The sequence below is a fragment of the Pseudomonas sp. rhizo66 genome (assembly GCF_031931925.1).
In the GTDB taxonomy this organism is placed as follows: domain Bacteria; phylum Pseudomonadota; class Gammaproteobacteria; order Pseudomonadales; family Pseudomonadaceae; genus Aquipseudomonas.
Window position 1 is genome coordinate 204,976 of sequence record NZ_JAUJWZ010000003.1, and the last position, 13,152, is coordinate 218,127.

The following is a 13,152-nucleotide window of genomic DNA, read 5'->3' on the forward strand; positions in this document are numbered from 1 at the left end:
TCAGCGACACACGCTCCAGCGTCCGACATCGACATGAAAGTGATTGCGATGGGCGGCGTTGTAATCCGGACTCAACACCACACTGAACGCCTCGCAGGCGCCATCGCGCAGCTGACGCAGAAACTGCGCGTCCTGATTTTGCTTCGGCCAGTCCTTGAGCACGCTGACCGTGCGGCCATCCGCCAGGCGAAACCCGGCAATATCCAGAGCAGCGGCGCTGGCATGGCGACTGAGCGCCCCGCTTTCGCGGTTGTAGACATTGCGACAGGCGAAGCTGCCGAGGTGATCTATCCGCGCGACCTTCTGCCCGTAAACGGATTGTGCGGCGGGTTGCAGCGTGTGTTGTTCAAACATCGCGTAAGCCACCGCCAACGGACAACTGGCGAGGAAACTGCTGCTCAGCGCCACCTCGCCGCCCTGCACACGCAAGGCGCCGATCAGCGGGCACTTGGCGTCGGGACTATCGGCTTGCCGTGTAACGCGCAGATCGGAACTGCTCAAGGCCTGGGCACAGAGTTCGGGGTCACTGCGTAAGCGCATCAGTTTGTAGCCGGTCAGCCAGTTGGGCGAGGCCTGCACATCCAGCGGCGCCCACGGATTCCACTCGGGCGGCACGTCCAGCCAACCGCGCCAGACACTGATCAACGCACCGCCAATGATCAGCAGCACGGTAAGCGCAATCCACCGCCCCATGCTCAGCCCTTGAAGAATTGATTGGCCTTGGCGTACGGCATCGACTGCGCGGTAAAGCCGAAGGTGCCGGAATGCTGGATCTCTTCAGCGGCGCGGAAGAACTCACCGAACGCCGCCAACGCCAGCGCCGAACCGGTGCTGATACGCCGCACCCCCATTTCTTGCAGCTCTTGCACGGTCAGTTTCAAACCGCCGGACATCAAAACGTTGACCGGTTTCGGCGCCACCGCGCGCACCACGGCGAGTACTTCTTCGGCGTTGCGCAAACCCGGCGCGTATAACACGTCAGCGCCAGCCTCGGCGAAGGCCTGCAAGCGGCGAATGGTGTCGTTGATATCGGGATTGCCGTGCAGATAGTTTTCCGCACGCGCAGTGAGGATGAATGGGAATGGCAGCGTGCGCACAGCGGCGACGGCGGCTTCGATGCGCGCCACGGCGTGTTCGAAGCAATAGATCGGCGCATCCGCGCGGCCCGTGGCGTCTTCGATCGAACCGCCGACTGCGCCGGCCTCGGCAGCACGCAGCAAGCTTTTCGCGGCCTCGCCCGGGTCATCGGCAAAACCGTTTTCCAGATCCACCGCCACCGGCAGATCGGTAGCGGCGACGATGGCGCGGACATTGGCCAAGGTCTCATCAAGACTCAGCGCGCCATCGGCCTTGCCTTGGGAAAACGCATAACCGGCGCTGGTGGTCGCGAGGGCCTGATAGCCGAGGCTGGCGAGCATTTTTGCCGACCCGGCATCCCACGGATTGGGAATGACGAAAATCCCCGGACGTTCATGCAGGGCTTTGAAGGCGTGGGCTTTACGGGCTTGGGCATCCATCGGCAGGCTCCTGAGCAGGAAAAAAATCCGCCTCAGAGCAGGCCAAGTTGCTCCGCGGCGGGTTCTCTGTATAGCTCAGGCAGCGCTGGCAGGCCAGGCAAACGTTGCATCAGTTGTGCGTGAAAACGTTGCGCCAGCTTTGCAGCCAACAGGTTGTCGGCCGTATGAAGGAAGATGTACGGCGTGCGCCCCTCTTCGATCCACTCGGCGATTTTCGCCACCCACGGCAGCAGGAACGTGTCGTTGGCCTCGAGCTCAGGATGGCCAATGAAGCGCACTTGCGGAAACTGGGTGAACGCTGCCGGGCGCGTCGGCACTCGCGGCTTTTTCGATTGCGCGTGGATCACCGAGGATTCGGTCGACAAGCAACTGAACAGCGCACGCGGGTCGAGGCAGATGCGTTCCACGCCTCGGTCCAGCAGCAGGCGATTAAGCAGACGTTCGCTCTCGCCCTTGGCAAAGAACTGTTCATGGCGCACTTCCACTGCCAACGGGCAATCCAGCGCATCAATGAATGCCGTCAGTTCCGGTAGCCGCTGCGGCGTAAAGCTTTTCGACAGTTGCAGCCATAGCGGCGAAACGCGTTCACCGAGGGGCTTGAGTAATTGCAGGAAGGTCTCGGCGGCGGTCAGTTGATCGCGCAGATCACCGCTATGGCTGATGTCGCCGGGGAATTTGGCGGTGAAACGAAAGTGCTCGGGCATGACCTCGGCCCAACGCTGCACTGTGGCGGGCGACGGGCTGGCGTAGAAGGTCGTGTTGCCTTCAACGGCGTTGAATACTTGCGAATAGAGACCGAGGAATTCGGAGGTTTTGGCATCTACCGGGTACAGATACTCGCGCCAGGCGTTTTCGCTCCAGGACGGGCAACCGAGGTAGTAAGGCAGATCCATCAGATGTACAGATCGAGGCCCAGCACGTCTGCATCCCAATCGACAAAACCGGCAGTGCTCAGGTAGCTGGCGAGGGCCATCGCTACACTCTTTTTCATCGCACGGTGATAGATCATGTCTTGCTGACGGGCAGGCAGATTGCTCAGGCGTTGTGCCGAGGCTTTGGCAGCGCGGGCGGCCAATTGCGCTTCAGTCGGGAATTCCAGCTCGCCGTCGATATCGTCGACGGATTCATCCAGCGCTGCATTGCCTTTGCGAGGCTTGCGCTTGATGGGGTAGGACTGAGAGGAGAGGCCGTCTATACGCATAATTTCATGCTCGGTATCGATGATGGCAATTTAGCGGCACTTGACCGACTTAGCAAACTGCCGAGTGATAACTAGAACACATAAAGCGCAAAAGGTTTAAAGCGAGGGGCGGAAACTGACGATTGGTGTTTTGAAAATCAAAAGATCGCAGCCTTCGGCAGCTCCTGCAGTTGGAATGTGATCCCTGCAGGAGCTGCCGAAGGCTGCGATCTTTTAAAGGCTCAGCGGGCCTTGGGGGTGGCGACTTTATCGCGCAGGTAAACCGGTTGCGCGTCATCCGCCGGGATCGACTCACCGCGCTCCCAGGCAAAACGCGCCAGAGTCAGCAAGTCTTCAGCGTGGGGCAGCATGCCGGCGTCGGAGCCCGTCAGTTTGACCGCAATACGCTCGCCATAGCCCCAACCCGTGCCAGCACCGAACCAGTCGCCACTGGCATCAGCCGGCAGCGCGGCGACTTCCGGTGGCAACACCGCTTCAGCGCCAACCAGACGCATCTCCCCTGTCGTCTCGCGGTAGCAGCCCCAATACACCTCATCCATCCGCGCATCGATGGCCGCTGCGACCTGGCTCACACCGTGCTCGCGCAACGCACGCTGCGCCAGCACCGCGAGGTTGGACACCGGCAACACCGGCCGATCGAGCGCAAACGCCAGCCCCTGCACCACGCCAATGGCGATCCGCACACCGGTAAACGCACCCGGCCCACGACCGAAAGCAATCGCATCGACCGCCTGCAACGTGGTGCCGGCGTCTGCAAGCAATTGCTGGATCATCGGCAGCAGCTTCTGCGCGTGCAGGCGCGGGATCACCTCGTAATGGCTCGTGACCTTGCCGTCATGCAGCAAGGCAACGGAGCAAGCTTCAGTCGCGGTGTCCAGGGCCAGCAAGGTGCTCATCGATGTTTCCAAAACAGGTGTGGGAAAAAGGGCGTCAGTATAAACAACTACGGCCCGCAAGCGGGCCGTAGAAGATGAAGCGTTTTTTTAGCTCAGTGCTTCAAGCACTTTGCCGGTGATCGCTTCAACCGAGCCAACACCTTCAACGTGGCTGTACTTCGGTTTGCCGTTGGCAGCCGACAGCTCTTTGTAAAACTTCACCAGCGGTTTGGTCTGCGAATGGTAAACCGACAGGCGATGACGCACGGTTTCTTCAGTATCGTCCTTGCGCTGTACCAGCTCTTCGCCGGTGATGTCGTCTTTGCCAGCGATTTTCGGCGGGTTGTAGACGATGTGGTAAACGCGGCCGCTGGCTTCGTGAACACGACGACCGGCGATGCGTTGAACGATTTCTTCGTCTTCAACAGCGATTTCAACCACAGCGTCCAGCTCGACGCCGGCGGTAACCAGTGCTTCAGCCTGCGGAATGGTGCGCGGGAAGCCGTCGAACAGGAAGCCGTTGGCGCAGTCAGGCTGAGCGATACGATCTTTTACCAGTGCGATGATCAGGTCATCCGACACCAGGCCGCCGGCATCCATGATGCTCTTGGCTTGAACGCCCAGTGGCGTGCCAGCCTTGACCGCTGCACGCAGCATGTCGCCGGTGGAGATTTGCGGAATGCCGAATTTTTCGGTGATGAACTTAGCCTGAGTACCTTTACCGGCCCCGGGAGCTCCCAGCAGAATGACGCGCATTAGATGTGCTCCTCAATTTTTTTATAAAAAGCTTTTACAAAACAAGGGATTCGCCGCTTGGGACGAATCCTGAAAATACGGGTCGTGGCCGCACAAACGGCCAAAGGCTGATCAAGATACACAGCAGGCTGCGCCCACACAAGACGCCAAAAGTCGGAGAAACCGGCGCCCCCCGCCACCTTGCGACGCGGTAACCCAAGTCGCAACCCCATCATTAACTGTCGCCTGGCGGCACTTTCCGCCGTCAGGCAAAGCGGCATCCGGTGCAGGTTGCCGGTGCCGCGCGCCACGACAAAAACGTTAGCCGGTATTTCGCAAACCGGCGGCAATCCCCGCCACAGACACCAGCAACGCCTGTTCCACCGGGCTGCCCTGCTCGACATCCTGCTGCCGCGAACGGGCCAGCAGTTCGGCCTGCAATAGATGCAGCGGGTCGAGGTAGGTGTTGCGCAAACGGATGAATTCAAGGGTGTCAGGGCTATGTGCCAGCAGCTGCGACTGCCCGGTCAGGCCGAGCACCACGGTGCACGCCTGCGACAATAGGTCGCGTAACTGCGCGCCCAATGGCAGCAGATCTGGTTCGACCAGACGCTGATCGTAGGACAGCGCAATATCCGCGTCAGCCTTGGCCAGCACCATCTCCAGCATGTCGATACGGGTGCGGAAGAACGGCCACTGCTCGCGCATCTGCCCAAGCAACTCGCCTTCACCGCGCTCCAGCGCCTTGCTCAACGCCGATTCCCAGCCGAGCCACGCCGGCAGCATCAGCCGCGTTTGTGTCCAGCCGAAAATCCACGGAATCGCCCGCAGGCTTTCAATGCCGCCGGCGCGGCGTTTGGCTGGGCGACTGCCGAGCGGCAAGCGACCCAATTCCTGCTCTGGAGTGGACTGGCGGAAGTACTCGACGAATTGCGGATTTTCCCGCACGACCTGGCGATAAGCGCTGACACCATCAGCTGCCAATTCATCCATCAGATGACGCCATTCGGGCGTTGGCGGTGGAGGCGGCAGCAATGTCGCCTCAAGCACCGCCGCCAGATACAGATTGAGATTTTGCTCGGCGATGTCCGGCAGGCCGAATTTGAATCGAATCATTTCCCCCTGCTCGGTGGTGCGGAATCGTCCCGCCACCGAACCTGGCGGTTGCGACAGAATCGCCGCATGCGCCGGACCACCGCCACGGCCCACGGTGCCGCCGCGACCGTGGAACAGCAGCAGTTCGACTTGTTGCTCGCGGCAGATCTCCACCAGGCGTTCCTGCGCACGATATTGCGCCCAGGCCGCCGCCGTGGTGCCAGCATCCTTTGCCGAGTCGGAATAACCGATCATCACTTCCTGCGGGCCTTGCAGCCGTGCGCGGTAACCCGGCAGCAGCAACAAGCGCTCCATCACCGGCCCGGCGTTATCGAGGTCGGCGAGGGTTTCAAACAGTGGCACCACGCGCATCGGCCGCAGCACGCCGGACTCTTTGAGCAGCAGTTGTACGGCGAGCACATCGGAAGCTGCACCGGCCATGGAGATCACGTAGGAACCGAGCGAAGCGCCCGGTGCGGCTGCGATTTCCTTGCAGGTGTTGAGCACTTCGGCGGTGTCGGCGGACGGTTTGAAATGTGCTGGCAGCAATGGCCGGCGGTTGCTCAGTTCGCGGGTCAGGAAGCTGATGCGCTGCTCTTCATCCCAGTCTTCATAGCGACCAAGGCCGAGGTAATCGGTGATTTCAGTCATCGCCGAACTGTGGCGCGACGAATCCTGGCGCACATCCAGACGCACAAGGAACAGGCCGAAGGTCACCGCCCGACGCAAGCAATCGAGCAGCGGACCATCAGCGATCACGCCCATGCCGCACTCGTGCAGCGAGTTGAAGCACAGCTCCAGTGGATCGAGCAGGTCGCGGTTGTTGTGCAAGACATCGGCCGGCGCTGGCGTTGGTGCAGTCAGCGCGGCGTGTGCCCAGTTGCGCGTGGCGCGCAGGCGTTCACGCAGTTGCTTGAGTACCGCACGATAGGGTTCGGCGCTGTCGCCGGCCTTGGCTTTGAGGGCATCGCTGGCCTGCTGCATCGACAGTTCGGCAGCCAAATGATCGACATCGCGCAAGTACAGATCGGCGGCCATCCAGCGCGCCAGCAGCAACACTTCGCGGGTCACTGCAGCGGTGACGTTGGGGTTGCCGTCACGGTCGCCGCCCATCCACGACGCGAAGCGGATCGGCGCAGCTTCGAGCGGCAGGCGCAGGCCGGTCGCTTCATACAACGCCTTGTCGGCCTTGCGCATATGGTTGGGGATCGCTTGCCACAGCGAATGTTCGATCACCGCGAAACCCCACTTGGCTTCATCGACTGGCGTCGGGCGCGTGCGGCGGATTTCTTCGGTGTGCCAGGCTTCGGCGATCAGACGTTGCAGGGTGTTTTGAATCTGTTCGCGTTCGGCTGTGGTCAGGTCGCGATGGTCCTGCGCGGCGAGTTGCCCGGCGATGGCGTCGTACTTCTGGATCAGCGTGCGCCGCGCGACTTCGGTCGGGTGCGCGGTCAGCACCAGCTCGATTTCCAGCCGCGCCAGTTGCCGCGCCAATGATTCGGCGCTGTGGCCTTCATTGCGCAAACGCGCGAGCAATTGCGGCAGTACACGGGATTCGAACGGCGCCGGTTGCGACTCCTCGCGCCGATGAATCAACTGGTATTGCTCGGCGATGTTCGCCAGATTGAGAAACTGGTTGAACGCCCGCGCCACCGGGAGCAATTCGTCTTCGCTCAATTGATTGAGGCTGGCGCTCAGTTCGGCGTCCATCGAGCCACGCCGGTCAGCCTTGGCGCCCTTGCGTATCTGCTCGATCTTGTCGAGGAAGGCCTCGCCGTATTGATCTCGAATGGTGTTGCCCAGCAGCTCTCCGAGCAGGTGAACGTCTTCGCGCAAGCGTGCATCAATATCGGTCATCAGCAATTCCCCAGCAGTAATCCGGACGGCTTAGAAACGAGTGCATGACCTAGAGAGTGCCGCTCTACGACGCTTCTTACAAGCAGCCGACGAAGGGACGTTAAACCTTGTGCGTGAAAGCTAGTCTCAACAGTAAGCCGCACAACGGCTTGTCGCCGGCACTGCCGGACACTCACCCAGACCTGCCATGAGCAGGTGCGAAATGAGGTCATCATGAAAATTCGTGAACTCGCCCAGCATTGGGAAGAAAACGCCAAGGGTCGCCTGACCGACACTGGCTACGCGATTCATCTGGACGTTGAAGCCGCTGCGCGTCTGGCAGCGATTACCGAGATGTACCCCAAACGTCATGTTGAAGAACTGCTTGGGGAACTGATTGGCGCGGCGCTTGAGGAATTTGAGGCAAGCCTGCCGTATGTGAAGGGGTCGACCGTGGTGGCGACCGATGAAGAAGGTGATCCGCTGTACGAAGACGTCGGGCCGACCCCGCGTTTTCTGGCCCTTTCGCGCCGGCATTTGCATGACCTCTCGGCCACTGCCGACAAACAGAAACACTGACACCCAATTGCTTTAAACCTGTGGGAGCTGGCTTGCCAGCGATGGCGTCAGTTCAGTCACCGTGGTATTGAATCTGACGGCCCCATCGCTGGCAAGCCAGCTCCCACAGGACCGTATTTCCCCTCAAGAATCACGTTGTTTTTACCCGCGCGTACCACTCCATCCCGCCAAAGTTCCCGTCCCAGAGCCTTGTCCATTCGGTCAAATTTTTTTTTGGCGATAGGCCATCTTTTCTGAACTTTTGAAAAATCCCGCCGGTCGGAACCAGTAACCACGCCTGGAACGAGCGTTTCAATTCGCGTTGACAAGCGATGCTTTCGGCTCCTCGACCAGGATGGATTCAGTTGTTTTCAGGAGATGCCTAATGGAGTTGAAGACCATGAAAAACCAAACCTCGTTTACCCACCTGCGCGGTCTGAAACTGGCCGCTCTGGCCATCGGCACCAGCTTCGTACTGGCCGGTTGCGCCGGTAACCCACCAACCGAGCAGTACGCCGTGACCCAGTCGGCTGTGAACAGCGCTGTCAGCGCCGGCGGTACCGAGTTTGCTGCCGTCGAGATGAAGCAAGCGCAGGACAAACTGAAACAAGCTGAAATCGCCATGCACGACAAGAAGTATGACGAAGCTCGCATCCTGTCCGAGCAAGCCGAGTGGGACGCTCGCGTCGCTGAACGCAAGGCTCAGGCAGCAAAAGCCGAACAGGCTGTGAAGGATTCCCAGAAAGGTGTTCAGGAACTGCGTCAGGAAAGTCAGCGCACCGTGCAGTAAGCGCGCATCCCGACCGCAAAGCTGAATCTCTTACCGATAGAAAGGACGACAAATTATGCGTAAGCAATTGATGATTCCCGCTCTCCTCGCTGCAAGCGTTGCTCTGGCTGCCTGCTCCACCCCGCCTAACCCGAACCTGGAGCAGGCGCGCACCAACTACGCCGGCCTGCAAGCCAACCCGCAAGCGAGCAAAGTCGCGGCGCTGGAAACCAAAGACGCCAGCGATTACCTGGACAAGGCCGACAAGGCTTACCTGGACAAGCAAGACGCGGCCAAGGTTGACCAACTGGCTTACCTGACCAACCAGCGTGTGGAGGTGGCCAAGCAGACCATCGCCCTGCGCACCGCTGAAAACAATCTGAAGAACGCCGCCGCCCAACGTGCCCAGGCGCGTCTGGATGCGCGTGATCAGCAGATCAAACAGCTGCAGGACAGCTTGAATGCCAAGCAGACCGATCGCGGTACGCTGGTGACTTTTGGTGACGTGCTGTTCGCCACCAACAAGGCCGACCTGAAATCCAGCGGTCTGGTGAACATCAACAAACTGGCGCAGTTCCTTCAGGAAAACCCGGATCGCAAAGTAATTGTCGAGGGTTACACCGACAGCACCGGTGCTGCTTCGTACAACCAATCGCTTTCTGAGCGTCGTGCGACTTCGGTGCAGGTTGCGCTGATCAAGATGGGCGTAGATCCTTCGCGCATCGTGGTCCAGGGTTATGGCAAGGAATATCCGGTTGCCGATAACGGCAGCGTTTCCGGCCGTGCGATGAACCGTCGTGTGGAAGTGACCATTTCCAACGACAACCAGCCAGTGATGCCACGTTCGGCGGTCAGCTCGAACTAAGCCCCACGCAGTAACACAGAAGCCCCGCCTGAGTGATCAGGCGGGGCTTTTTCATGCGAGTGTGAAATGTGATTGCTCAATATCCATGAGGCTTTTCACCTTAAGAAAGCGATGTCTACTGTCAACTCTGACAGTAGACGAGGATGCTTTCGTAGAAGAGGCTGTTACCTGTCATCCCTCCCATGACAAGGAAGCCGCCAATGAAACAATCACTCATCGCTATCGGGTTGTTGTCGACACTAATACATGCAGCGAATAGCTGGAGTAACCCGCCGCCCCAAGCTGAACGATTACTCGATCCGGATGACATGATCATCAGCACCGATCCTGAAGCGCTCGTTCCCGTGAGAACACGTCCGATCACAGGCTTTCAAAAGGTATTACTGGTGGTCGGGCACTGGTCTGGCGAGCCGGGCCTGGACACCAAAAAAATTGCTGAGCAAACCGTCTCAACGCACTGGAACTCCTTGCGCTCTTATATCCTGTCCGCGTCAGGCAATAAGCTGAAACTGGAGGGCACACAAATTGAAGCTGATTTCGGCCCGAAACCTGTGACCTGTAGTGCCTCAGGCAGTCTTGATGCGGGGCGCAAGGCGGCACTTGCACAGAACATTGATCCTGCCGCTTTTGCGTTCTTGTTTGTAGCTGTTCCTTGTGGCGGGGGCGCAATCGCTACTGTGCCGGGAAGCTGGATTTGGGTTAAAGGTATGCCGGGCTCGCCGCATGTCTGGAAGCACGAATTCGGCCACAATCTGGGTTACCTACATGGTGGCACCTATACCAAATGTGCGGTGAGTAACGACATTGTTCAGGCTCCTGAAGAGTGCAAGCAGGTAGGGTATGGTGATACTGGAGATTCAGTATCTGGCGGCGCAACACTCTATCCGGCAATTAACCGATGGTTTTCCGGCTGGCTAGATGACTCACAAGCCGCCGTGATCAACAAGACAGGTCTGTATCGACTGGGCGTACTTGGAGGGGCGGGACCTCAACTTTACCTTCTCAATCGACCGACAGAACCGCAGTTGATAACGCTTGAGTACCGCCAACCGACACCCTTCAATGAATTTGCCGCCACCGATAATCGCGTGACCGGCGTCTGGGTCAGATACTCGTCATTGAACGGGACAGTGCGCAACGTACAACTGGATGCCACGCCAGAGACTGCCACAACGGACGATCCTACCCTGCAGCCAGGAAGGACGCTGGAAGACGCGACGGCAAAAATCAAAGTCAAAGTCTGTGCGACGGATAAGGCTGGTGCATCGCTCGCAATTGCAATCAATGGACAAGGCCTCCCGTATTGCACAACGACAGTCGTGCCACCACTGGTCATGACACCCGAGCAGAACGCTACAACAACGCTGAAACCCTTGATCACTGGAACGGCGCGACCGGGAGCAACGATCAAGGTAGCAGAAGCCGCAACCCCGGAGAGTTTCTTCGCAACAGCTATCGCGGATGTACAAGGCAGGTGGTCAATAACCGCTCCTACCGATAGGCCGTCAGGCTCCAATGCACTTGTGCTTCGGCAGTACTTTGGCGACAGAGTCTCGGGGCCGTCCGAGCAGCGTTTATTCAACGTTGTTGATATCGTGGATGTGCCTCCCCCGGTTATCTCTACGCCAGTGGAAAACACTGACTCCGGTTACAACCCTTTGCTTTCAGGCACAGCATTGCCTGGCGCCCATATTCGCGTAACCCGCGTTTACGGCCCTTACGAAGTACTGGCGGAAACAGACGCTGATGCCTATGGCAAATGGTCAGTGCGAAGTGTCTGGACCTTACCCTCAGGGCCTTTTTCCATGACAGCCTGGCAAAGCATTGATGGTAAGCGCTCGCCGTGGAGTGCCAATCGAACAATCAAGGTAATTGATACGCTCGACGCGCCAGTCATAGAAACCCCACTAGAGGGTAGTGACAGCGGTCAAAACCCTCTGCTCTCCGGCAAAGCTCTTCCGGGCGCACATATCCGTGTGTCCAAGGTCTACGGCCCTTACGAGGTACTGGCGGAAACAGACGCCGATGCCTATGGCAACTGGTCGGTGCGAAGTGTCTGGAGCTTACCTCCGGGAACTTTTTCCATGACGGCATGGCAAAGCATCGACGGTAAGCGCTCGCCATGGAGTGCTAATCGAAAAATCACGGTGACAGCCGGCCCTTAGCGGTAGAAGGTCCGTCGTTCAAAGATGGCGAGGCTTTTTTGGTGGGAGCTGAAATCGCGGCCCCTCACCCCAGCCCTCTCCCGAGGGAGAGGGGGCCGAATGGGGGGTGTTCAGTAGCGGCGTCGACCTGAAAGTACTTCGCCGAATCCATAATCAACGCAATCTTTCAGGTCGGCGTAACTCGCAAGAACAACTCGATCAGTCCCCTCTCCCTCTGGGAGAGGGTTAGGGTGAGGGCTGGTCCTGCAGAATCACTCCTCCAGCTTCTGCGGAGTCTCCTCACCCATGCAACGCACGGCTTTTTTCTGTGCGTTGATCAACACACCGGTCAAACCTTTCTGCTCGGTATCGAACAATACCAGCACGCCATCAATGCACTGCGCCACTTGCGGCGCCGGGTCGAGGGAGACTTTGTAGTCTTCGCCCGGCACGGTCTTGAGCATGGTGAATTCGTTGAGCAGCAACGCATCCTCGGGTTTGGCGAAGTGCAGGTAGCCGTAGTACCACAGCGCCCCGACGGTGCCGAGGATGCTGCAGATACCGGTGATGATCAGCGGGATGGCGTTACGTTCTTCAGTCATTGCGGACTCTCGTCTTCAGAATTCGGAGGTTGCGGGTAATTGGGGATTTCGCCGAGGCGGCGCAGGCCGTTGAAGTGCTCGGGATCGTCGAGGTAGCGCAGCATCACTTGGCGCCACACCGGGTCGCCGAAGGTTTGCACATGGCCGCCACGGGTCAGTTGCAGCACGCGCGGCGGCGGCGCCGCTTGATACAAACGAATGCCGTTGGACAGCGGCACCAGCGGATCGTCGATGCTGTGAAAAATCAGTTTCGGCACACCGTTAAGTTGCGGCATCGAGTTGATCGCGCTGTCGCCATCGGGCACCAGCCACGACAGCGGCACCTGGAACGGCCAGGTCAGCCACGAGGTGCTCAGCGCATACTGGCCGACGCTGCGGTAACTGGCGGGCACGCCGTCGAGCACAAAAGCCTTGAGCTGTTTCTGCCGCTCGGGATGCTGCACCAGCCAATGCACCGCCATCGAACCGCCAAGGCTCTGGCCGAGCAGAATCAGCGGCTTGCCTTTGACCTCGGGCGCCTTGTCCAGCCAGGCGAACGCGGCGTCGATGTCCTGATAGATCGCCGGCAGGCTCGGTTTGCCTTCGGACAAGCCATAACCGCGATAGTCGACCAGCAGCACTTGATAGCCGTTTTTCGGCAGCCACCAACTGCCGCCCAAGTGCATCGGCAGATTGCCGCCGTTGCCGTGCAAATGCAGGACGGTGCCTTTGACCTCGACGCCGGGTTTAGCCGCTAGCCACCAAGCGTTGAGCTTCAAGCCATCGGCCGTGACCAGGGTGACAGTGCGGTATTCGAGTTTGGCTTTTTCCGGGGTGAAAATCTGGCCGGGTTCGGGGTAGAACAACAGGGAACTGCAACCGCCAAGGGTCAGGAGCAGGCAAAAGATGCCGAGGATTCTCATCCGGTGAAACCTCGCGAAGGAAATTGGCAAACAAACGATTCAGAGAAAAACAA

At 59.1% G+C, this 13,152-nt stretch carries 14 protein-coding genes; 4 read left to right on the top strand and 10 right to left on the bottom strand.

Annotated elements, in window-relative coordinates; translation table 11 throughout:
* From QZR14_RS05255 to ppc, 8 genes are all read right to left on the bottom strand, one after another.
* A complete protein-coding gene (locus QZR14_RS05255; protein WP_250608255.1) occupies positions 1-693 on the bottom strand; it encodes an extensin-like domain-containing protein in 693 nt (230 codons plus the stop codon).
* Between the two features lie 2 nt (positions 694-695).
* Positions 696-1,517 (bottom strand): isocitrate lyase/PEP mutase family protein, encoded by an 822-nt coding sequence (locus QZR14_RS05260; protein ID WP_311996052.1) that lies wholly within the window; start codon positions 1,515-1,517, stop codon positions 696-698.
* A 32-nt stretch (positions 1,518-1,549) separates the two neighbouring features.
* Positions 1,550-2,410 carry a DUF72 domain-containing protein gene (locus QZR14_RS05265; RefSeq protein WP_311996053.1) on the bottom strand — a complete coding sequence of 287 codons (861 nt, stop codon included), beginning with the start codon at positions 2,408-2,410 and terminating at the stop codon, positions 1,550-1,552.
* The gene (locus QZR14_RS05270) at positions 2,410-2,718 is read right to left on the bottom strand and encodes a hypothetical protein (RefSeq protein ID WP_123452015.1); all 309 of its coding nucleotides are present in this window, start codon (positions 2,716-2,718) and stop codon (positions 2,410-2,412) included. Before QZR14_RS05270 ends, QZR14_RS05265 begins: the two co-directional genes overlap by 1 nt.
* 221 nt (positions 2,719-2,939) lie before the next feature.
* A complete protein-coding gene (gene tsaB / locus QZR14_RS05275) occupies positions 2,940-3,614 on the bottom strand; it encodes a tRNA (adenosine(37)-N6)-threonylcarbamoyltransferase complex dimerization subunit type 1 TsaB (protein WP_311996054.1) in 675 nt (224 codons plus the stop codon).
* Between the two features lie 87 nt (positions 3,615-3,701).
* The gene (adk, locus tag QZR14_RS05280; protein ID WP_311996055.1) at positions 3,702-4,349 is read right to left on the bottom strand and encodes an adenylate kinase; all 648 of its coding nucleotides are present in this window, start codon (positions 4,347-4,349) and stop codon (positions 3,702-3,704) included.
* Complete coding sequence (locus tag QZR14_RS05285; protein WP_311996056.1) at positions 4,349-4,639, bottom strand: hypothetical protein; 291 nt, start codon at positions 4,637-4,639, stop codon at positions 4,349-4,351. The genes adk and QZR14_RS05285 overlap by 1 nt, the downstream gene beginning before the upstream one ends.
* A gap of 10 nt (positions 4,640-4,649) precedes the next feature.
* Positions 4,650-7,280 carry a phosphoenolpyruvate carboxylase gene (gene ppc, locus QZR14_RS05290; protein ID WP_311996057.1) on the bottom strand — a complete coding sequence of 877 codons (2,631 nt, stop codon included), beginning with the start codon at positions 7,278-7,280 and terminating at the stop codon, positions 4,650-4,652.
* A 213-nt stretch (positions 7,281-7,493) separates the two neighbouring features.
* Between ppc and QZR14_RS05295 the strand changes: the two genes are divergently transcribed.
* The 4 genes from QZR14_RS05295 (at position 7,494) to QZR14_RS05310 (ending at position 11,616) form a co-directional block, all read left to right on the top strand.
* Positions 7,494-7,838, top strand: coding sequence for a pilin assembly protein (locus QZR14_RS05295; RefSeq protein WP_250608241.1), 345 nt, complete (start codon positions 7,494-7,496; stop codon positions 7,836-7,838).
* Between the two features lie 364 nt (positions 7,839-8,202).
* A complete protein-coding gene (locus QZR14_RS05300; RefSeq protein ID WP_093436697.1) occupies positions 8,203-8,607 on the top strand; it encodes a DUF4398 domain-containing protein in 405 nt (134 codons plus the stop codon).
* Positions 8,608-8,662: 55 nt separating this feature from the next.
* Positions 8,663-9,451 carry an OmpA family protein gene (locus QZR14_RS05305; RefSeq protein WP_123452004.1) on the top strand — a complete coding sequence of 263 codons (789 nt, stop codon included), beginning with the start codon at positions 8,663-8,665 and terminating at the stop codon, positions 9,449-9,451.
* 200 nt (positions 9,452-9,651) lie between these two features.
* A complete protein-coding gene (locus QZR14_RS05310) occupies positions 9,652-11,616 on the top strand; it encodes a hypothetical protein (protein WP_311996058.1) in 1,965 nt (654 codons plus the stop codon).
* Positions 11,617-11,867: 251 nt separating this feature from the next.
* On the opposite strand, the gene QZR14_RS05315 is transcribed toward QZR14_RS05310, so the two are convergent.
* Together QZR14_RS05315 and QZR14_RS05320 are read right to left on the bottom strand one after the other, a co-directional pair.
* Positions 11,868-12,197, bottom strand: coding sequence for a hypothetical protein (locus tag QZR14_RS05315; protein ID WP_128615722.1), 330 nt, complete (start codon positions 12,195-12,197; stop codon positions 11,868-11,870).
* Positions 12,194-13,099, bottom strand: a complete 906-nt coding sequence (locus tag QZR14_RS05320; protein WP_311996059.1) for an alpha/beta hydrolase — start codon at positions 13,097-13,099, stop codon at positions 12,194-12,196. The genes QZR14_RS05315 and QZR14_RS05320 overlap by 4 nt, the downstream gene beginning before the upstream one ends.
* Positions 13,100-13,152: the final 53 nt, after the last annotated feature.